At 71.2% G+C, this 21,123-nt stretch carries 15 protein-coding genes; 8 read left to right on the top strand and 7 right to left on the bottom strand.

From position 1 onward, the window contains the following. Window positions 1–8: 8 nt before the first annotated feature. Window positions 9–1,610, bottom strand: a complete 1,602-nt coding sequence (locus tag CSC62_RS15005; protein ID WP_162407494.1) for a sensor histidine kinase — start codon at window positions 1,608–1,610, stop codon at window positions 9–11. A gap of 203 nt (window positions 1,611–1,813) precedes the next feature. Between CSC62_RS15005 and sucC the strand changes: the two genes are divergently transcribed. The 3 genes from sucC to CSC62_RS14990 all read left to right on the top strand — a co-directional run bounded on the left by sucC (window position 1,814) and on the right by CSC62_RS14990 (window position 6,042). Next, window positions 1,814–2,977, top strand: coding sequence for an ADP-forming succinate--CoA ligase subunit beta (sucC, locus tag CSC62_RS15000; protein WP_162407493.1), 1,164 nt, complete (start codon window positions 1,814–1,816; stop codon window positions 2,975–2,977). Between the two features lie 20 nt (window positions 2,978–2,997). Then, window positions 2,998–3,870, top strand: coding sequence for a succinate--CoA ligase subunit alpha (gene sucD / locus CSC62_RS14995; RefSeq protein WP_162407492.1), 873 nt, complete (start codon window positions 2,998–3,000; stop codon window positions 3,868–3,870). Window positions 3,871–4,404: 534 nt separating this feature from the next. Next, complete coding sequence (locus CSC62_RS14990) at window positions 4,405–6,042, top strand: NAD+ synthase (protein WP_162407491.1); 1,638 nt, start codon at window positions 4,405–4,407, stop codon at window positions 6,040–6,042. 15 nt (window positions 6,043–6,057) lie between these two features. Here the strand turns inward: CSC62_RS14990 and CSC62_RS14985 are convergent, their stop codons facing one another. After that, the gene (locus CSC62_RS14985; protein WP_162407490.1) at window positions 6,058–6,927 is read right to left on the bottom strand and encodes an outer membrane protein assembly factor BamD; all 870 of its coding nucleotides are present in this window, start codon (window positions 6,925–6,927) and stop codon (window positions 6,058–6,060) included. A gap of 102 nt (window positions 6,928–7,029) precedes the next feature. Here CSC62_RS14985 and rluD point away from each other — a divergent pair, with 102 nt between their 5' ends. Further along, window positions 7,030–8,010, top strand: coding sequence for a 23S rRNA pseudouridine(1911/1915/1917) synthase RluD (rluD, locus tag CSC62_RS14980; protein ID WP_162407489.1), 981 nt, complete (start codon window positions 7,030–7,032; stop codon window positions 8,008–8,010). Beyond that, on the top strand, window positions 8,007–8,777 hold the full coding sequence (gene pgeF / locus CSC62_RS14975; protein ID WP_162407488.1) for a peptidoglycan editing factor PgeF: 771 nt from the start codon (window positions 8,007–8,009) through the stop codon (window positions 8,775–8,777). The genes rluD and pgeF overlap by 4 nt, the downstream gene beginning before the upstream one ends. Before the next feature lie 99 nt (window positions 8,778–8,876). Here pgeF and CSC62_RS14970 read toward each other — a convergent pair whose 3' ends face one another. The 5 genes from CSC62_RS14970 to CSC62_RS14950 all read right to left on the bottom strand — a co-directional run bounded on the left by CSC62_RS14970 (window position 8,877) and on the right by CSC62_RS14950 (window position 16,507). Beyond that, a complete protein-coding gene (locus CSC62_RS14970; RefSeq protein ID WP_162407487.1) occupies window positions 8,877–9,656 on the bottom strand; it encodes a DUF481 domain-containing protein in 780 nt (259 codons plus the stop codon). 213 nt (window positions 9,657–9,869) lie between these two features. Continuing rightward, the gene (gene otsA / locus CSC62_RS14965; RefSeq protein ID WP_162407486.1) at window positions 9,870–11,237 is read right to left on the bottom strand and encodes an alpha,alpha-trehalose-phosphate synthase (UDP-forming); all 1,368 of its coding nucleotides are present in this window, start codon (window positions 11,235–11,237) and stop codon (window positions 9,870–9,872) included. Then, window positions 11,234–13,027 (bottom strand): glycoside hydrolase family 15 protein, encoded by a 1,794-nt coding sequence (locus tag CSC62_RS14960; RefSeq protein WP_162407485.1) that lies wholly within the window; start codon window positions 13,025–13,027, stop codon window positions 11,234–11,236. Before CSC62_RS14960 ends, otsA begins: the two co-directional genes overlap by 4 nt. A gap of 52 nt (window positions 13,028–13,079) precedes the next feature. After that, window positions 13,080–13,856, bottom strand: coding sequence for a trehalose-phosphatase (gene otsB / locus CSC62_RS14955; RefSeq protein ID WP_162407484.1), 777 nt, complete (start codon window positions 13,854–13,856; stop codon window positions 13,080–13,082). A 218-nt stretch (window positions 13,857–14,074) separates the two neighbouring features. Beyond that, entirely contained in the window at window positions 14,075–16,507 is a 2,433-nt protein-coding gene (locus CSC62_RS14950) for a TonB-dependent receptor plug domain-containing protein (protein WP_162407483.1), read from the bottom strand. A 164-nt stretch (window positions 16,508–16,671) separates the two neighbouring features. On the opposite strand from CSC62_RS14950, the gene CSC62_RS14945 reads away from it, so the two are divergent. From CSC62_RS14945 to CSC62_RS14935, 3 genes are all read left to right on the top strand, one after another. Then, window positions 16,672–17,145, top strand: a complete 474-nt coding sequence (locus CSC62_RS14945; protein ID WP_162407482.1) for a DUF3574 domain-containing protein — start codon at window positions 16,672–16,674, stop codon at window positions 17,143–17,145. 67 nt (window positions 17,146–17,212) lie between these two features. Further along, complete coding sequence (locus CSC62_RS14940) at window positions 17,213–19,471, top strand: TonB-dependent receptor (RefSeq protein WP_162407481.1); 2,259 nt, start codon at window positions 17,213–17,215, stop codon at window positions 19,469–19,471. Between the two features lie 49 nt (window positions 19,472–19,520). Next, window positions 19,521–21,116: a hypothetical protein gene (locus tag CSC62_RS14935; protein ID WP_162407480.1), complete on the top strand. Its 1,596-nt coding sequence runs from the start codon at window positions 19,521–19,523 to the stop codon at window positions 21,114–21,116. The last annotated feature ends 7 nt before the right edge of the window (window positions 21,117–21,123 follow it).

Genomic DNA, 21,123 nt, shown 5'->3' with positions numbered 1-21,123 from the left:
CGCCGGGCTCACACCGGCAGCATGTTGTGCGGGCCCGGCAGGACCACCCGGAAGCAGGCGCCGCCGCCGGGCACCGGCACGTACTCCAGCCGCGCCTGGTTGGCCCGGGTCAGCTCGCGGGCGATGTACAGGCCCAGGCCGGTGCCGTGCTCGGAGGTGGTGAAGAACGGCCGGAACAGCTGCGCGGCCACGCCCTCGGCGATCCCGGGGCCGCGGTCGAGGACGTCGACCAGGGCGTTGCGCTCGGTCTGGAACACCCGCAGCCGCACCCGCGCCGGCTCCTCCATGATCCGCCCGTACTTGAGCGCGTTGTGGACCAGGGCGGTGAGGATCTGCTGCAGGTGCTTGGGGTCGACCAGGGCCTGGACCGGCTGCGCCGGCACGATCGCCTCCAGGCTGTCGGTCTCGATCGACAGGGTCTGGCGGTAGTCGTCGACGAAGCGACGCACGAACGCGCCCAGGTCGATGTTCTCCGGGTTGGCGCGCTCGCGCCGGGCCAGGCCGAGCACGCTCTCGACGATGCCGTTGGTGCGCTGGCACTGCTGGTGGATGATCTGCAGAAGGCGCTTGTCGGCGTCGTCCACCCCGCGCGATTCCTCCAGCAGCTGGACCGCGTAGTTGATCGCCGCCAGCGGGTTGCGGATCTCGTGGGCCAGGCTGGCCGAGAACCGGCCCAGCGCGGCCAGGGTCAGCGACTCGGCCCGGCGCGAGACCACGGTGGCGTCGTCCAGAAACACCAGGACCACGTCGCTGTCGGCCAGCAGCCGGGCGAAGCGCGGCTGCACCTCGGGCTGGTCGGGCAGCAGCTGCAGGGGGCTGTCGTCCACCTGCCAGCCGTTGCGCCAGCGCTGCAGGCGCCGGGCCAGCTCGGGCGCGACCTGGGCCAGCGAGGTCGCGCCATCGCCGCCCCCGTCGCCCAGCAGCAGGGAGGCGGCCTCGTTGGCCAGGGTGATGCGGCTGTCGGCGTCCACCACCAGCACCCCGGTGCGCATGCGCCGGATGATCAGCTCGTTGATCTCCACCAGGTTGGCGACCTCGGCGGTGCGCTTTTCGGCCAGGCGCTGGCTGGAGCGCGCGCGCTGGCCGATCTGGTGGGCCAGCCAGGCCAGGGCCAGGTAGCTGGTGACGAACATCGACAGCTCGGCCAGCGAGCGCGGCGCCGGCCCGGGGTCGAGCATCGACCACACGTACTCGACTATCATCGCCCCGGAGGCCAGCACCGCCACCGCCAGGCCGTAGCGCAGGGGCAGCAGCATCGCCGCGGCGGCGACGTTGAACAGCAGCATCATCGCGATGCCGGCGCCGACCCCGGGCAGGGCGTGGGTGGCCAGGGTCGCGGCGAGGATGTCGATGCAGGTGCCGCCGAACACGATCGGCAGCAGCCAGCGCTCGTTGCGGCCCAGCACCAGCAGGACCAGGGCGGCGACCAGGTAGGCGGTGGCGACCGTCGCGGCCAGGGTGGCGCTGCGCGGCTCGCCGGCCAGCTCGCGCAGGGGGCTGAACGCCAGCGCCGCCACCAGCCCGGCCTCCAGCACCCGGTACAGGGCGAAGAAATAGAGTTCGCGCCGGGGAATGGACTCGATACGGTCGATCAGCGAGGCGTGCGGCAAGCGGCGGGCTCCCGGGGGCGCGACTGGCCCCAGTATAGGCGGCTGTCCCCGGGTCAACCGGACCGTTCCGGCCCGGATGTCCGGTGTTTTGCACCGCCGGGGGCTTGTCGGCGACAATACCGGCCCCGCCCCGAACGCCCACGGCCGCCTGCCGGCCCGGTCCGCGCCCGCCCGGCGGCCGTTCCCCCCCCCACTGGTGAAGCATGAATTTCCACGAGTACCAGGCGAAACAACTGTTTGCCGAATACGGCATTCCGGTCCCGGCCGGACGCGTCGCGTCCACCCCGGCTGAAGCGGTCGACGCGGCCAAGGCCCTCGGCAGCGGCCCCTGGATGGTCAAGGCCCAGATCCACGCGGGCGGCCGCGGCAAGGCCGGCGGCGTCAAGTTCTGCAAGACCACCGATGACGTGTTCAATGCCGCCATCGGCATGCTCGGCACCAGGATGGCCACCTACCAGTCCGGCGGCGTGGCCCTGCCGGTGAACCAGGTACTGGTCACCGAGGCCGGCGAGATCGCCAAGGAACTCTATCTGTCGGTGCTGGTCGACCGCGGCAGCAAGTCGATCACCTACATCGCCTCGTCCGAGGGCGGCGTGGACATCGAGCAGGTCGCGGCCGAGACCCCGCACCTGATCCAGACCCTCAACGTGAACTTCGTCGAAGGCCTGCAGCCGTACCAGGCGCGCGACGTCGGCTTCGCCCTGGGCCTGAACGCCAAGCAGGTCGGCCAGTTGGTCAAGATCATGACCGGCCTGTACCGGCTCTTCAACGAGAAGGACCTGGCCCTGGTCGAGCTGAATCCGCTCGCCATCCTCGACAGCGGCGACCTGTACGCGCTGGACGGCAAGGTCAACTCCGACGACAACGCCAGCTTCCGCCATCCCGAGCTGGTCGCCATGCGCGACAAGAGCCAGGAAGACGAGACCGAGGTGCTGGCCAGCCAGCACGACCTCAACTACGTCACCATGGACGGCAACATCGGCTGCATGGTCAACGGCGCAGGCCTGGCGATGGCGACCATGGACGTGATCAAGCTCAACGGCGGCGAGCCGGCGAACTTCCTCGACGTCGGCGGCGGGGCCACCAAGGAGCGGGTGACCACCGCGTTCAAGCTGATCCTGTCCTCGGACAAGGTCAAGGCGATCTTCGTCAACATCTTCGGCGGCATCGTCCGCTGCGACATGATCGCCGAGGGCATCATCGCCGCGGTCAAGGACGTGGGCGTCAAGGTGCCGGTGATCGTGCGCCTGGAAGGCACCAACGTGGAGGAAGGCAAGAAGCTGCTGAAGGAAAGCGGCCTGGCCATCATCCCCGCCGACGACATCAACGACGGCGCCAAGAAGTCCGTCGCCGCCGTCGCCGCCTGAATCTCGAGGACTAAAAACGCATGTCCGTTCTTATCAACAAAAACACCAAGGTGATCGTGCAGGGCTTCACCGGCCAGCAGGGCACCTTCCACGCCGAGCAGATGGTCGAGTACGGGACCCAGGTGGTCGGCGGCGTCACCCCGGGCAAGGGCGGCCAGCAGCACATCGGCCTGCCGGTGTTCAACACCGTCGCCGACGCGGTCAAGGCCACCGGCGCGGACGCGTCGGTCATCTACGTGCCGCCGCCGTTCGCGGCCGACGCGATCCTCGAGGCCGCCGCCGGCGGCATCAAGGTCATCGTCTGCATCACCGAGGGCATCCCGGTGCTGGACATGCTGCGGGTCAAGAACGTGCTCAAGGGCTACGAGGGCGTGACTCTGATCGGCCCGAACTGCCCGGGCATCATCACCCCGGGCGAGTGCAAGATCGGGATCATGCCGGGCCACATCCACAAGCCGGGCAAGATCGGCATCGTCTCGCGTTCGGGCACGCTGACCTACGAAGCGGTCAAGCAGACCACCGACGTGGGCCTGGGCCAGTCGACCTGTATTGGTATCGGCGGCGACCCGATCAACGGTCTGAACTTCGTCGACTGCCTCAAGCTGTTCAACGAGGATCCGCAGACCGAAGGCATCATCATGGTCGGCGAGATCGGCGGCAGCGCCGAGGAAGAGGGTGCCGAGTACATCAAGCAGCACGTCAAGAAGCCGGTCGTGGGCTTCATCGCCGGCGCCTCGGCCCCTCCGGGCAAGCGCATGGGCCACGCCGGCGCGATCGCGTCGGGCGGCCAGGGCACGGCCGAGGGCAAGTTCGCCGCGATGGAAGCGGCGGGCGTGACCACGGTGCGTTCGCCGGGCGACTTGGGCGCGGCGATCAAGGCCCGCCTGGGCTGATCCGGCGCCGCAAGCGATGCGAGAGGGCCGCCTTCGGGCGGCCTTCTTTTTGGTCCTGCTTTTGCAGGGGCGCGGGAAAGCTGGATGCACTGCTGCGGCGCTTTGGCGCGCGGCCTGCTGCCGCTCATGTCCCCCGGTCCCGGCCCGACGGGCCAGGACCTCCTCCTTTACTTCCCGTCAGCAGGCCACACGCCAAAGCGCTCCAGCCTGGCTGGCGGCCAACGGAAAGCGGGATCCGCGCGCGCCGAAACAGGCGTCAAGCGCCTTGGTCTTTCGTTCGGCGGCCGATGACCATGAAGCGGTGCGGTGCGATACCTGCTGACGGGAAGTAAAGGAGGAGGCTGCGGCCGCAGGCCGCGGCCGGGGGACATGAGCGGCAGCAGGTATCGTGCCGCACCGCCACGACCCGACTTCCCGCCCCCTGCTTTCCGGCCCAGTTGGAAGAAGGTTTGTCCCGGTCCCGCACGCAGCGCTGGCGCCGGCCTCACGCATTGCGCCGGTATCATGGGCCGCATCCCACGACCGGTGTCCGCCATGAAGGAATCCCTGCGTCTCGCAATGGCCCAGTTCGACTTCCCGGTCGGCGCGGTGGCGCGCAACGCGGAAAGGATCGCGGAGATGATCGCCGAGGCGCGCGACGAGTTCGGCGCCGACCTGGTGCTGTTCCCGGAGCTGGCGGTCAGCGGCTATCCGCCGGAGGATCTTTTGATGCGGCCGGCGTTCCTGGCCGAATGCGAAGCCGCCCTGCAGTGCATCGCCGCCGGGGTGCATGGCATCACCGCGGTGGTCGGCTGGCCGCAGGCGGCCGGCAGCGTGCTCTACAACGCCGCCAGCGTGCTGCGCGACGGCAAGATCGAGGCCACCTACCGCAAGCGCGAGCTGCCCAACTACGCGGTGTTCGACGAACGCCGCTATTTCGAGGTCGATCCCGACGGCGGCCCCTGCGTGTTCGAGGTCGAGGGCGTGCCGGTGGGCGTGGTCGTCTGCGAAGACCTGTGGTTCGCCGAGCCGCTGGCCGAGACCGCGGCCGCCGGCGCGCAACTGGTGCTGGTGCCCAACGCCTCGCCGTTCGAGCGCGGCAAGCACGCCCAGCGCGATGCCCTGCTGGCCGAGCGTACCCGCGAGAGCGGGGCGGCGCTGGCCTACCTCAACGTGGTCGGCGGCCAGGATTCGCTGGTGTTCGACGGCGCCTCGGTGGTGGCCGACGGCGATGGCACCGTGCATCCGGCCGCGGCCGCCTTCACCGACCAGTGGCTAGTGGTGGATTACGCCACCGCCACCCGCAGCTTCACGCCTTTGCAGTGGGTGGACGACGGCGACGAGAGCATGGACGCGCTGGCCTGGCGCGCGGTGGTGCGCGGGATCGCCGACTACTGCGGCAAGAACGGCTTCGCCAAGGCCTGGCTGGGGTTGTCGGGCGGGATCGATTCGGCCCTGGTGCTGGCCCTGGCGGCCGAGGCGCTGGGACCGGAGAACGTCACCGCCGTGCGCCTGCCCTCGCGCTATACCGCAGGCCTGTCCAACGACCTGGCCGCCGAGCAGTGCGCGGCGCTGGGGGTGAAGCTGGAGACGGTGCCGATCGAGCCGGCCTTCACCGGCTTCCTGCAGTCTTTGCAGGCGATGTTCGCGGGCCAGGACGCGGATATCGCCGAGGAGAACCTGCAGTCGCGCAGCCGCGGCGCCATCCTGATGGCGCTGTCCAACAAGTTCGGTGGGCTGCTGCTGACCACCGGCAACAAGAGCGAGTACGCGGTCGGCTACGCCACCATCTACGGCGACATGTGCGGCGGCTACGCGCCGCTGAAGGACCTGTACAAGACGGAGGTGTTCGGCCTGGCCAAGTGGCGCAATACCGTGGGCGGGGCGCCGGTGATCCCGCCGGCGGTGATCGCGCGGCCGCCGTCGGCCGAGCTGCGAGCCAACCAGACCGACCAGGATTCGCTGCCGGCCTACGACGTGCTCGACGGGATCCTCTACCGCTACGTCGACCAGGAGCAGTCGCGCGACGAGATCGTCGCCGCCGGCTACGCCGCCGAGGTGGTGGACCGGGTGCTGCGGCTGGTGCGGACCAGCGAGTGGAAGCGGCACCAGGCCGCGCCGGGCCCGAAGGTGTCGCGGCGCGCGTTCGGCCGCGAAAGGCGCTATCCGATCAGCAATGGTTTTGGCCGCTGAGCGGCCGGCGGCCGGTCAGCGCGTGCGCTGGCCGGTCGCGGCCGACTTCTCGCCGGCGAACGGGTTGAGCTTGCGGATCGCCCACGGGTACTTCGGCCAGTCGCCGCTCAGGTACGGGTGCTGCGGGGCGTTGAGTTCCAGCACCCGGCGGGCGTCGGCCGACAGGGTCTGCTCGCCCATCTGCTGGTAGGACTCGGCCAGGGCGGCGACGGCGTCGTTCTGGTAGTCGCTCTGCGGGTAGGTCTCGAGGATGTACTGGGCGCGGCCGGCGGCCGACAGCCAGGCGCCGCGGCGCATGTAGTACAGCGCGGTATCCAGCTCGTGCTGGGCGAACACGTTGCGCAGGGCGACCATGCGCTGGCGGGCGTCGGCGGCGTAGCGGCTGTTGGGGTAGCGCTGCAGGACGATGCTGAAGTCCTGGTAGGCCTGCTGCGGCGAGGACAGGTCGCGGCGGCTGGGATCCAGCGACCACACCCTCTGCATGAACACCGCGTCGCGGTTGGAGTTGGACAGGCCGCGCAGGTAGTAGAAGTAGGCGATGTTGCGGTGGGTCGGGTAGGTGCGGATGAAGCGGTCGATGGTCGACACCGCGTCGTCGTGCTTGCCCGACTTGTACTGGGCGTAGGCCGTCTCCATCAGCGCCTGCTCGGTGTACGGGCCGTACGGGTACTGGGCGACCAGGCGCTTGAAGGTCTGCTCGGCGCCGGCCCAGTTGCCCTTCTGCATCCTTTCGTGGGCCTTCTGGTACAGCTCGGTGACCGGCATGCCTTCCTCGGCATCCTTCTTGCTGTTGCGGTTGCAGCCGGTGGCCAGGACGGCCACGGCGAGCAGCAGGGCCGCCAGGCGCAGCGGGGAGGGGATGCGGAAACGGGGGCGAGGGGCCATCGGGGCGCGGGCTGGCGGGAAAACGGAGGGGCCGATGATAGCCTAGTGGCCTGTCCGGCGACTGACTCCGCGGTCCCGGGCCGTCCCCGCCAAGACTTTTCCATGCCCCAGCCTTCCGATACCCCCCGCCAGGCCGTCGTCCCCGACGAGGCCGCCGGCCGCCGCTTCGACGCGGTCCTGGCCGAACTGTTCCCCGAATACTCGCGCTCGCGCCTGGCGGCCTGGATCAAGTCCGGCGACGCCCTGCTGGACGGTGCGCCCGCCCGCCCGCGCGATCCGGTCCGCGGCGGCGAGACCGTCAGCCTGGTCGAGGTGGCCGAGATCCAGACCGAGGCGGTGGCCGAGGACATCCCGCTGGACGTCCTCTACGAGGACCCGCACCTGTTCGTGCTGGACAAGCCGGCCGGGCTGGTGGTCCATCCCGGCGCCGGCAACCCGGCCGGGACCCTGGTCAACGCCCTTCTGCACCGCGACCCGGGCCTGGCGGCCCTGCCGCGGGCCGGAATCGTGCATCGCCTGGACAAGGACACCAGCGGGGTCATGGTGGTAGCCCGGACCCTGCCGGCGCATACCGGCCTGGTGGCGCAGCTGGCCGCGCGCGAGGTCCACCGCCAGTACCTGGCGGTGGTGGTCGGCGCGCTGGTCTCCGGCGGCACCGCCGACGCGGCGATCGACCGCCATCCCCGCGACCGCCTGCGCATGGCCGTGCGCGAGGACGGCAAGGACGCGGTGACCCACTACCGCCTGCGCGAGCGCTTCCGTGCGCATACCGCGCTGGAGTGCCGGCTGGAGACCGGCCGCACCCACCAGATCCGGGTGCACATGCAGCACCAGCGCCATCCCATCGTCGGCGATCCGCTTTACGGCGGTCCGCTGAAGCTGCCCAAGGGCGCCACCGAGGCGCTGGCCGCCGGGCTGCGCGGCTTCAAGCGCCAGGCCCTGCACGCCGAGGTGCTGGAGTTCGCCCATCCGGTCGGCGGCGCGCCGGTGCGGGTGGAGGCGCCGTTGCCGGCGGACATGGTCGGGTTGCTGCGGATCCTGCGCGAGGACACCCGGGCGTGGGAGGAGAGCCAGCGCCGGTGAGCGCAGCGATCCTGCCCGCGGACTGGCCTTCGCCGGCGTCCGTGCACGCGTTCACCACCCTGCGCCATGGCGCGGGCGGCTCGGCCGCGCCGTTCGACCGCTTCGACCTGGGCGCGCGCAACGGCGACGATCCGGCCGTGGTGGCCGCCAACCGCGAGGAACTGCGGCGGCGCTTCGGCCTGCCTTCGTTGCCGCACTGGTTGCGCCAGGTCCACGGTACCGGGGTGCTGCGCTTCGACCGCGCCCTGGATGCGGCCAGGGCGACCGACGCCGAGCCGGAAGCCGATGCCGCGGTCACCTCGGTTCCTGGAGTCGTCCTGGCGGTGCTGACCGCCGACTGCCTGCCGGTGGCGTTCGCCGCCGAGGACGGCAGCGAGGTCGGGGTGGCCCATGCCGGCTGGCGCGGCCTGGCCGCTGGCGTGCTGGAGGCGACCGTGGCGGCGATGCGCACGCCGCCGGCGCGACTGCGGGCCTGGCTGGGTCCGGCCGCGGGGCCGCAGGCCTACGAGATCGGCGCGGACGTGCGCGAGGCCTTCGTCGCCGCCGATCCGGCCGCGGCCGCGGCCTTCGTCGCCACCCGTCCGGGCCACTGGCGGGTGGACCTGTACGCGCTGGCCCGCCGGCGCCTGGCGGCCACCGGCCTGCGCGCCGACGCTGTCCATGGCGGCGGCCTGTGCACGATCACCGACGCGGCGCGCTTCTACTCGCACCGGCGCGATGTGCGCACCGGGCGGATGGCGACATTGGCCTGGATCGAAGAGGGCTGAGCCGGCTTGCCGGCGAGCGCCGGGGTCGACGGATCACGGGCATCCGGCGCCTCTGCGCCAGCCCTCTGTGGACCGGAACCGCGGCTGCGGCCGGTGCCGTCAGCGGAAGTTGTAGACCAGGTTGACCGTGGTCAGGGTGTCGGTCTTCTTGATGTCCGCGCTTTCCACTTCGCTGTTGTGGCGCGCCTGCAAGCCCGCCTTGAGCGCGAAGTGCGCGTTCATCGCCACTGCCACGCCCAGGTCGTTCTGGGCGAAGGTGTTGTCCTTGCCCGACTCGACCAGCAGGGTGTTGAACAGTTCGGTGTTGCCGGTGAGCTGGTGGCGGAAGTCGAGCAGGCCGCGGCCGATCACGCTGCTCTGCACCTCGCCGGTCTCGGTTTCGCGCGCGCGCCGGTAGCCGGGGCCGATCTCGCCCACCAGCTTGGTGCGCTCGCTGTCGAGGAAGCGGTGGCCGTAGCCCAGGGCGACGGTGGCCTGGTAGTCGTAGGGCGCGAAGTCGTCGTTCTCGTAGCGCCCCGAACCGGACACGTGGTTGCGCGGGTCGAACTTGTAGGCGCTCGAACCGCCCAGCTCGTAGCGGTTGGCGCTGGTCTCGTAGCGCTCCTCCTCGATGCCGTCGTCGTCGAAGTCGCCCTGGACCTCGGCGCGCGAGCGCAGGGCCGAGGCGCTGAAGGCGTTCTTCCAGCGCTCGTCCTCGCGGCTGAAGCGCAGCCGGGTGTTGAGGCTCTCCGAGCGCGAGTTGCCGCGCGCCAGCGCCAGGCCGAGTTCGCCGCTGCCGGTCCAGTTGCCGGCGGTGGCGGCGTCCGCCTCCTGGGCCTGGGCGGCGAACGGAACGAGGGAGGCGAGCAGGAGCGGGATGGCGGCGTGGCGGACAGGCATGGGCGATCCTTGTCGGAGGGAGGGGAGGTGGGCGCGCATGCCTCAGCGGTCGATTGCATGATCGGCGCGACGCGGCACCGCCGCGCCGGGCATGCGCGCCCGGGGGGCCATGATGCGAACCCTGCCTGAGCAGAACCTGTCAGCCGACCCGCCGTCGGTGTGGAGCCGCTCAGGTTGGTCCACGCCGGGTGGACATGGCCGAAGCGAGTGTCATTAGGTGGCTTCCAGCGCCTGCAGGTAGTCGCGGCGCCAGGCGTGGATGTCGTGCCTGAGCAGGTGCTGCATCATCGCCTGCCAGCGCTCGCGACGCCGCGCCAGCGGCATGGTCGCGGCGGTGGCGATGGCGTCGGCCACGCCGTCCAGGTCATGCGGGTTGACCAGCAGGGCCTCACCCATCTCCTGGGCCGCGCCCGCCAGCAGGGACAGCACCAGCACGCCGGGGTCGTCCGGATTCTGCGAGGCCACGTATTCCTTGGCCACCAGGTTCATGCCGTCGCGCAGGGGCGTGACCAGGCCCACCCGCGCGCTGCGGTAGAAGCCGGTGAGGGTGGCGTGCGGGAAGTTGCGGTTGACGTAGCGCAGGGGCGTCCAGTCCGGGGCGGCGTGGCCGCCGTTGATGTGGCCGGCGATCTGCTCGAGCTGGTTGCGCAGCTTCTGGTACTCGCCCACCTCGCCGCGCGAGACCGGAGCGATCTGCAGGTAGGTGAGACTGCCCTTCTGGTCCGGATGCCGCTCCAGGTAGCGCTCGAAGCCATGGAAGCGCTCGGGCAGGCCCTTGGAGTAGTCGAGCCGGTCCACGCCGATCGCCAGCATCCGCCGCTCCAGGCTGGTGTGCAGGTCGCGCACGGCAGGCTTGGACATGGCCGCGGCGGCCTGGCGGGCGACGTGCGCGGTGTCGATGCTGATCGGGAACGCGCCGGTGCGGAAGCGGCGCCCGCCCGGGGCCTCCAGCAGGTTCTCGCCGACGATCCTGCCGCCGCCGTACAGGCGCACGTAGGACTGGAAGCGGTCGTTGTCGCGCCGGGTCTGGAAGCCGATCAGGTCGTAGGAATACAGGGTCGACAGCAGGCGCTGGTGGTCGGGCATGGCCATCAGCAGGTCGGCCGAAGGCACCGGCACGTGCAGGAAGAAGCCGATCCTGCAGCCCACCCCGCGCTCGCGCAGCAAAGCCGCCAGCGGGATCAGGTGGTAGTCCTGGACCCAGACCGTGTCGTCCTCGCGCAACAGGGGCGCGAGCTTGTCGGCGAACAGGGCGTTGACCCGGCGGTAGCCCTCGCGGGTGGCGCGGTCGTAGTCGACCAGGTCCAGGCGGAAGTGCAGCAAGGGCCACAGGGTGCGGTTGGAGAAGCCGTTGTAGTAGGCGTCCAGGTCGGTGCGGCTCAGGTCGACGGTGACGTAGCGGATGTCACCCTCGCGCTGCTCGTGGATCTCGCCGCTGGGCCCGCGCACGCTCTTGCCGCTCCAGCCGAACCAGACTCCGCCGCGTTCGGACAGCGCGCCCTGCAAGGCCACGGCCAATCCGCCGGCGCGGTTCTCGCCGGGGATGGCGACCCGGTTGGAAACGACGACGAGCCGGCTCACGAGGCCTCCTGCCAGGAACGCGACAGGCGCATGGCCGCGATGATCAGACCCACGTGCGAGTAAGTCTGCGGGAAGTTGCCCCAGCCCTCGCCGTCCTCGAAGGCCATGTCCTCCGACAGCAGGCCCAGGCGGTTGCGCCGGGCCAGCACCCGCTCGAACAGTTCGCGTGCCTCGTCCATCCGTCCGATCGCCGCCAGCGCGTCGATGTACCAGAAGGTGCAGATGGTGAAGCTGGTCTCCGGGGTGCCGAAGTCGTCCGGGGCGAGGTAGCGGAACACGCCGTCGCCGTGGCGCAGTTCGCGCCCGATCGCCTCGACCGTGGCCACGTAGCGCGGATCGTCGTCGGCGACGAAGCCGATGTCGGCCAGCAGCAGCAGGGAGGCGTCCAGGTAGTCGCTCTGGAACGAGGCGCTGAAGTGGCCGGCCTCCTCACGCCAGGCCCGCTCCAGGGTCGCGTCGCGGATGGTGTCGGCGCGCTGGCGCCAGTAGCCGGCGCGGTCGTCGCGGCCCAGGCGCAGGGCGATCTTGGCCAGGCGGTCGCAGGCGGCCCAGCACATCGCCGCGGTGTAGGTGTGGACCTCAGCGCGGCCGCGGAACTCCCACAACCCGGCATCGGGCACGTCGTACAGGGCGAAGGCGCGCTCGCCCAGCGGCTCGAGCCGGGCGAAGGTGTCGGCGTTGCCGGGATCGACCAGGCGCTGGTCGAAGAACAGCTGGGTCGAGGCCAGGACCACGCTGCCGTAGACGTCGTGCTGCTTCTGCACCCAGGCCAGGTTGCCGCGCCGCACCGGGCCCATGCCGCGGTAGCCGGCCAGCGACTCGACCTCGTGCTCCTCGAGCTTTTCCTCGAAGCCGATCCCGTACAGGGGCTGCAGGCTGCCGTCGTGGGTGGCGATGTTGAAGATGTAGCGCAGGAACTCCTCCATGCTGCGGGTGGCGCCCAGGCGGTTGAGCGCGCGCACCACGAACGCGGCGTCGCGCAGCCAGCAGTAGCGGTAGTCCCAGTTGCGCGAGCTGCCCGGCGCCTCCGGCAGCGAGGTGGTCATGGCCGCGATGATCGCGCCGCTGTCCTCGTACTGGCACAGCTTCAGGGTGATCGCGCTGCGGATCACCGCCTCCTGCCATTCCAGCGGGATCGACAGGTAGCGCACCCACTCGCGCCAGTAGTCGAGGGTGCGGGTCAGCGCTTCCTCGACGTAGCCGGTGATCGAGCGGGCCAGCGGCTCGTCCGGGCCGAGCACCAGGTGCATGCGATGGCCGAGCACGAACGGCAGGCCGTCGCGGACGAAGCGCACCGGCACGTCGGTGGTCAGGCGCAGGGTGAACTGCGGCAGCAGCCAGCGCATGTGGTTGCTGCCCCAGGTGTGCTCGGGCACCCGCGCGCCCCAGTCGGCCAGCGGCCGCAGCCGCACCCGGATCCGCGGGCTGCCGGCCAGCGGGGTGATCCGGCGCACGATCGAGACCGGGCGGTAGACCCGGTCGTTCTGCTTCCAGCGCGGGGCGAAGTCCAGGATCTCCAGCGAGCCGCCGTGGGCGTCGTGGAGCACGGTGCGCAGCACCGCGGTGTTGGGCACGTAGGCCTGCTCGGCGCGGGCGAAGTCCTCCAGCTCGATGCCGAAGTCGCCGCCGGCGTGCCCGCGCGGCGAGAGCAGGTCGCAGAACGCCGGGTCGCCGTCGAAGGCCGGCAGGCAGCCCCAGACCACGCGCCCGCGCTCGTCGACCAGGGCGCCGAAGCTGCCGTTGCCGATCACGCCCAGATGCAGGTTCGATTGTCGTACGTCCAGATCCATTCCTTGTCCCCTTGCTCGTCCCGTCGGATGCGGGCGCGGCGACGCCATGGCGCTACCGCGTGTCGGTGGCCTCCCCTTGTGCCGCATTGGCGATGAGCCAGGCGTGCACGGCGCGCGTGTCGGCCAGCGCGTGGCTGGCGTGGCTCGGTTCGCGCGTGCCCACGCGCACGCTCCAGCCGCCGCCGCAGTTGGCGGCGGCGAAGCCGAATTCGTCGGTGAGGTCGTCGCCGACGAACACCGGCACCCGCCCGGCGAACGGCGCGCGCGCCATCATCCGTTCCAGGGCCCGGCCCTTGTCGGCGCCGGCGGGGACGAACTCGACCACGTGGTCGCCCGGCTGCAGGCGGTAGCCGGGCAGCCCGGCGATCGCCTCGCGGGCGAAGCCGTGCACGGTCGTGGCGTGCTCCGGCGCCTGGCGCCAGTGCAGCGCCAGGCTCACGCCCTTGTCCTCCACCAGCACGCCGGGATGGGCCGCCGCCAGGTGCGCGGCGCGGCCGTGCAGCTCGTGCAGGAAGGCGGAGGTGTCGGCGGGGATCTCCGCTTCCGCTTCGGCGGTGGCGCGGAACTGGTGGCCGTGCAGGCCGGCGGCGGGCAGCCGCAGCGGTGCGAACAGCGCGTCCAGCTGCGCCAGTGGGCGGCCGCTCACCAGCGCCACCGCGCCGCCGAGGCGGTCGCCGATGCGGCCGATGGCCTCGCGCACCTGCGGCAGCAGGCGCACGCTCGCCGGGTCGGGATCGAAGTCGATGAGGGTGCCGTCCACGTCCAGGAACAACGCACAGGAGGCGTCGAGCAGTGGCGGCGCCGGGCGGTGTGGGGTCGCGTCGGCCATGGCCCCATTGTGCACGATGACGGCGTGATGTTCAGGTCACGCGCCGGAATGCTGTCTTGGCAACGGCAGGAGCATCGGGTTGCGCCGGCTTCGGAAGGAGTCCGCCGTCACATGGGGGATGGCCCACCCCTCGGGACGACATCCTGTCTTTACTCGGGGCCGTGGCACATCCCTGTGCCACTTGGTCCGCCATTCGCCAGACGCTAACGAACCCAGGCTCAGAACGTATAGCGCACCCGCCCGTACCAGTAGGCGCCGTTGCTGCCGACCGGGGAGAGCACGTCGTAGGGCAGGTTGCCGAAGTAGTAGATGTCCTCGTTCGACAGGTCCGGGTACTCGTCCGTCAGGTTCTGGCCGCCGATGGCCACGCTCCAGCGCTCGCTGATCCGGTATTCGGCCTCTGCGTCCAGCTGCCACTCGGCGCCGTAGACCTGCTCAGGCTCGTAGCCGCCGCCGAAGTTGAACACCCGCTTGGCGCTGCCGTGGCGCTGCAGCCGCGCCAGCAGGCTCCAGCGGTCGTTGTCCCAGCCGGCGCTGAACTGGGCGCGGGTGCGCGGCGCAGCGTCGGTGAGAGTGTTGCTCTCCTCCACCCCGAACACGATGTAGTCCGGGTCCAGCGCGGCCAGCTGCGCCGGGGTGGCGACCACGTTCTCCAGCTCGGTCTTGGCGTAGCTCCAGGCGGCGGTCAGCAAAAGGCGGCCACCGGCCAGCTCGTCGCGCCAGTTGGCCACCAGCTCGGCGCCGCGGGTACGGGTGTCGGCGGCGTTGACGAAGAATTGCGCGCTCTCGATCCGGGCCACGTCGAAGTTGGCCTCGACGAAGTCGGTGAGGGCGTCGCCGGTGATCGCCTCGGACAGGGCGATGCGGTCGTCGATCTCGATCTGGAACAGGTCCAAGGACAGGTCGAAGCGCTCGCCGATCCGGCTGGTGAAGCCCAGGCTGAGGTTGACGGACTTCTCCGGGTCCAGGTCGGTGGCGCCGAGCGCGCGCGCGATCGGATTGTTCACCGACAGCAGCCGGCCCTCGACGATCTGGCCGGCGGCGTTGTAGCCGGTGCTGGTCGACTCGTAGCCGACCTGGGCCAGCGCCGGTGCGCGGAAGTTGCTGGAGACCGCGCCGCGCAGGGCGAAGGCCGGGGCGAACTCGTAGCGCGCGGCCAGCTTGCCGGTGAACTGGCCGCCGAAGTCCTGGTAACGCTCGTAGCGCGCGCTCAGGTCGGTGCTGAACTTCTCGCCGAAGCGCGAGGACACGGTGGCGTAGGCGCTGGCCACGTCGCGGTCGAGGTCGGCCTCGTCCTGCGGGGTCAGGCCGCCGCCGGCCTGGGAGCCGGCCGGGCGGTCGGTGTAGGGACCGATCGCATAGCTGGCCGGGTCGCCCGCGCCGGTTTCGTAGTGCTCGGCGCGGAACTCGGCGCCCACCGCCAGGCTGTGGAAGGCGTCGCCGGACTCGAAGCCGCGGCTCAGGTCCAGGTTGGCCAGGGTCTGTTCGAAGGCGTAGTCGCCGGTGCGGAAGCGGGTCGGGCTGGAGGGGCCGAGCGAGGCGTTGAGCGAGTCGCGCAGGCGGTAGGTGAAGTCGTTGCGGCCATGGTTGAGGCTGGCGTCGTAGTCCCAGGCGCCCCAGCGCCCGCGCACGCCGGCGACCACGCCGACATCACGGTTCTCGCCGACCGATACCGGCCGGTAGCCGTCCGGATAGACCTGCGGCCAGTTGGCGTCGCCCTCGGGGTAGCGGTAGTAGTTGGCGCCCTCGGTGTCGCGCTGGTTGAAGGTGCCGAAGCCGTACAGGGTGGCGTCGGCGCCGAGCGCGATCTCGGTGTTGAACCAGGCGTTGAGGTCCTTGGAGTCGCCGTCGCCGAGGTGGTAGTTGCGGCGGCCCTGCACGGCCAGGTTGGCGTCGGTCTGGTCCCAGGGCGGCACCTGGTCGTAGCCGGCGCGGTTGGTCGCCTCGCGGTTCTTCAGTTCCAGGCCCACGCGCAGGAAGCCGTCGGCGCCGAGCGCGGTGCCTACCTTGCCGGACAGGAAGCTCGTCTGGCCGTCGCTGAGGGTGCGGCCGATCGGTTCCACGTCGGTGTGGTGCAGGCCGTAGCTCGCCTCCAGCGCGCCGCCGTCGGCGCCGTCGTCGAGGATCACGTTGACCACGCCGGCCACCGCGTCCGAGCCGTACTGGGCGCCGGCGCCGTCGCGCAGCACCTCGATCCGCTTGATCGCGCTGACCGGGATGGCGTTGTAGTCCACCGGGGTGGTGCCGCGGCCGATCTTGCTGCCGGTGCTGACCAGGGCGCTGGTGTGCCGGCGCTTGCCGTTGACCAGGACCAGCACCTGGTCGGGCGAGAGCCCGCGCAGCTGCGCGGCGCGGACGTGGTCGGCGCCGCCGGAGTTGGACTGGCGCGGGAAGTTGATCGAAGGCAGCAAAGCCTGCAGGGCGCTGCCCAGCTCGCCGTTGACCACGCCGGCGCGGCGGATGTCCTCGGCGGTGAGCACGTCCACCGGCGAGGTGGATTCGAGCACGGTGCGGTCGGCGGCGCGGGTGCCGGTGACGATTACCTGGTCGAGGGTGGTGGTGGACTGCGCGGCGGCGGGCGCGGCGAGGGCCGGCAGGACGGCGGCCAAGGCCAGGGCGAGCGCGGACGGGATCGGGTGCGGGCGGGACATCGGGTGTTCCAGGCTGTGGGGATACATCCATCCGGATGAAGCGATATGATCGCCGCCGGTGCCGGCCCGGCGAAGTCACGCCGCGGCATGACCTTATGCCGCGGCGTTGTTTGCCGGCCCGCGCCGCCGCGCACACCCTGCCGGCCTTTCACAGGAACCGCCCCATGCGCCTGCGCCTTCCCGTCCTGCTGCTGTCCGCCGCCTTGCTGGCCGGCTGCGCCTCCGTCCCGGCGCCGGCGGGCCCGGCCGCCAGCGCCAGCCTGCAGGGCGATGCGGCCCGCCCGGCGCAGGCCCAGGGCTGGGTCCGCAGCGAGCTGTACTTCGGCGTCGGCCGCGAGGACGGGCCGTCCGAGCGCAGCCAGACCGACGCCATCGGCGAGGAGCGCTGGCGCGCCTTCCTCGACACCGAGGTCACCCCGCGCTTCCCCGACGGCCTGACCGTGTTCGACGCCTACGGCCAGTGGCTGTTCCGCGGCGCGCCGGAGCCGAACCGGCTGCGGACCAAGGTGCTGGTGATCCTGCACGAGGACACCCCGGAGCGCCGCGCCGACATCGAGGCCATCCGCCTGGCCTGGAAGGAGGCCACCGGGCACCAGTCGGTGCTGTGGTCGCGGCAGCCGGTGGAAGTATCGTTCTGAGGCCGGGCGGCGCGCCTGCCGCCGCGGCCGCTGTTCCCGCGTCCATTCCCACCCCCGAGGACCCGCCATGACCACGCCCTCCCGCCGTACGCCGCGCCCGCACGCGCTGGCCGCCGCCACCATCCTGGCCCTTTCGCCGGCGCTGGCCGCCGCCCAGGACAGCGCCACCACCCTGGACGCGGTCCAGGTCACCGCCCAGCGCAAGGTCGAGAACATCCGCGAGGTGCCGGTGTCGATCACCAGCATCGACGCCGAGAAGCTGGACGTGCTCGGCTCCGGCGGCACTGACATCCGCTTCCTGTCGGCGCGGGTGCCCAGCCTGAACATCGAGTCCTCCTACGGCCGCGCCTTCCCGCGCTTCTACATCCGCGGCCTGGGCAACACCGACTTCGACCTCAACGCCTCCCAGCCGGTGTCGCTGGTGTACGACGACGTGGTCCAGGAGAACCCCCTGCTCAAGGGCTTCCCGGTGTTCGACATCGCCCAGGTCGAGGTCCTGCGCGGCCCGCAGGGCACCCTGTTCGGGCGCAACACCCCGGCCGGCGTGGTCAAGTTCGATTCGGTGCGCCCGGCGCAGGAGACCAGCGGCTACGCCCAGGTCGCCTACGGCAGCGACGCGATGTTCAACTTCGAGGGCGCGGTCGGCGGCGCCCTGGGCGGCAACTGGTCGGGGCGGGTGTCGGCGCTGTACCAGCGCCGCGACGACTGGGTGGACAACACCTACGCCGCCGGCGCCAACGACGGCTTCGAGGGCTACGACGAATCGGCCGCGCGGCTGCAGCTGCTGTACGAGGGCGAGGGCTTCGAGGCCCTGTTCAACCTGCACCGGCGCGACCTCAACGGCACCGCGCGGCTGTTCCGGGCCAACATCATCGAGCCGGGCAGCAACCGCTTCGTCGCCGGCTTCGACAGGGACAAGGTGGCGGTCGACGGGATCAACTTCTCCGACCTGGAGGCCTGGGGCGGCAGCGCGCGCCTGCGCTGGGACTTCGGCGACCTGAGCCTGCACTCGATCACCGGCTACGAGACCCTGGAGTCGCTCAACCGCGGTGACATCGACGGCGGCTACGGCGCGGTGTTCCTGCCCGACTCTGGCCCGGGGCTGATCCCGTTCGCCTCCGAGTCGGCCGACGGCATCCCCGACCACAAGCAGGTCAGCCAGGAACTGCGCCTGGAGTCGGACTACGGCGGCCGCTTCGACTGGCAGGCCGGCCTGTTCTGGTACCGCGAGGACCTGACCATCGACAGCTTCAACTACGACTCGCTGGCGCCGGGCAATCCGCTGGCCGGCCACGCGGTGCAGGAGCAGGAGAACACCGCCTGGGCCGTGTTCGCTTCCGGCGAGTTCGCCGCCAGCGAGCGGCTGAGGCTGCGCGCCGGCGTACGCTACACCCAGGACGAGAAGGACTTCTCGGCGCGGGTGCTGGAGGCGGCGCCGTTCGGCGCCCCGGTGGGCGGCCCGTACACCGTGGCCACCGACGTGGACGACGTCAGCTGGGACGCCAGCGCGGTCTACACCGTCAGCGATGCGGTGAACCTGTACGCGCGCGTGGCCAAGGGCTTCCGCGCGCCGTCGATCCAGGGCCGGCTGCTGTTCGCCTCGGCCGCCGCGCCCAACGGCGGCGTGTCCACCGCCGACTCGGAGAAGGTGATCTCCTACGAGGCCGGGATCAAGGCCGACCTGTGGGACCGCCGCGCGCGGCTGGGCTTCAACCTGTTCCGCTACGAGGTCAGCGACCAGCAGCTGATCGCGGTCGGCGGCGGCGCCAACATCGCCACCCTGCTCAACGCCGACAAGACCCTGGGCCAGGGCGCGGAGCTGGACCTGGAGGCGTGGCTGGCCGAAGGCCTGCTGCTGACCTGGGGCAGCAGCTACAACGACACGCAGATCGACGACCCGAACCTGGCCGTGGCCATCTGCGGCGGCGGCTGCACCATCACCGACCCGACCACGACCATCGCCGGGGGCACCTACGCCCTGATCGACGGCAATTCCCTGCCGCAGGCGCCGGAGTGGATCCACAACCTGACCCTGCGCTACGGCGTGCCGGTGGGCGAGGGCGAGTTCTACGCCTACACCGACTGGGCCTACCGCAGCGCGGTCAACTTCTTCCTGTACGAGTCGCCGGAGTTCCGCGGCCGTTCCTCGCTGGAGGGCGGCCTGCGGGTGGGCTACGGCTGGGGCGGCGGCGACTACGACCTGGCGGTGTTCGGCCGCAACATCACCGACCAGACCCGGATCGTGGGCGGGATCGACTTCAACAACCTGACCGGCTTCATCAACGAGCCGCGGACCTGGGGCGTGGAGTTCAGGTACGCGTTCTGAGCCTGTGGCCGGGGCATCCGCCCCGGCCGTCTCCCACCACGGAACCACGATGCCGCACGCTTCCGCTTCCCGCCGCCTGCCCTGGTTCGTCGCCGGCGACCTCAACGGCTTCTTCGGCCTGGTGGTCGACAACCTGTCGATCCTGGGCTTCATCGCCGCCGCGCTGGTCGGCATCTTCGGCTTCCCGGCCGAGGTGGTGTTCCAGAGGATGTTCCCCGGCACCGCCCTGGGCGTGCTGGTCGGCAACCTGGTCTACACCGCGATGGCGCGGCGGCTGGCCGCGCGCGAAGGCCGCGCCGACGTCACCGCGATGCCGCTGGGCCTGGACGCGCCGACCAGCATCGGCATGGCCCTGCTGGTGCTGGGGCCGGCCTATGTGGGCTTCCGCCAGCAGGGCCTGGACGAGGCGGCCGCGGCCCAGGCCACCTGGCAGCTGGGCATGGCCTCGCTGGTGGTGATGGGCGTGCTCAAGCTGGCCCTGTCCTTCGCCGGCGACTGGATCACCCGGGTGCTGCCGCGCGCGGCCCTGCTCGGCTCGATCGGCGGCGCGGCGCTGGCCCTGCTGGGCTTCCTGCCGCTGGTGGAGACCCTGCGCAACCCGGTGGTCGGCCTGGCCAGCCTGGGCCTTTTGCTGTACGTGCTGCTGGGCCGGGGCCGGCTGCCGTGGGGCGTGCCGGGGGTGTTCGCCGCGTTCGTGCTCGGCACCGTCCTCTACTACGGTCTGGGCCTGGCCGGGCTGGGCCTGCCGGGCTTCGCCCTGCCGCAGGCGCAGCCGCTGAGCTTCGTCCTGCCCTGGCCCAGCCTGGGCTTCGTCGACGGCCTGGCCGATACCGTGCCCTACCTGCCGCTGCTGCTGCCGTTCGGACTGCTGATGGTGGTCGGCGGGATCAACGTGGCCGAGAGCGCGCGCGCGGCCGGCGACGACTACCGCACCCGCGACGTGCTGCTGGCCGAGGCCTTCTCCACCCTGGTGGCGGGGCTGTGCGGCGGCGTGGCCCAGACCACGCCCTACATCGGCCAGCCGGCCTACAAGCACATGGGCGCGCGCCACGGCTACACCCTGCTGACCGGGCTGTTCATCGGCCTGGGCGGGATCCTCGGCTACGTCGCCACCCTGGTGCAGTGGCTGCCGGTGGCGGCGCTGGCGCCGATCATCGTCTACGTCGGCCTCGACATCACCGTGCAGGCCTTCCACGAGAGTCCGCGCCGGCATGCGCCGGCGGTGGCGCTGGCGTTCCTGCCGGCGATCGCCTACCTGCTGGGGATCAAGCTCGGCAACCCGGCCTGGATCGCGCCGGACGCGTTCGCCGCGCTGTACGCCGGGATCGACGCCCACGGTCTGCCGGACCTGGCCACGATCGTGACCCTGGGCAACGGCTTCATCATCACCGCGATGCTGTGGAGCACCGCGCTGGTGGCGATCGTCGAGCAGAGGCCGCGCCGGGCGGCGGCGGTGCTGCTGCTGGCCGCGGCGCTGACCCTGTTCGGGATCGTGCATTCGGTCGATCCGCGCGGCGGCATCTACCTGCCGTGGAACCTGGAGGGACTGCGCGCGACCATCGCCTGGCAGTTCGCCGCGGCCTACGCGGTGCTGGCGGCCCTGCTGGGGCTGCTGTCTTTGCAGAAACCGGCGAAGGCGGGCTGAGGCGGGC

The organism is Pseudoxanthomonas jiangsuensis (genome assembly GCF_010093185.1).
Lineage (GTDB): Bacteria > Pseudomonadota > Gammaproteobacteria > Xanthomonadales > Xanthomonadaceae > Pseudoxanthomonas > Pseudoxanthomonas jiangsuensis.
The sequence above is the reverse complement of the archived record's forward strand: the minus strand, read 5'-3'. Positions and strand labels throughout refer to the sequence as shown.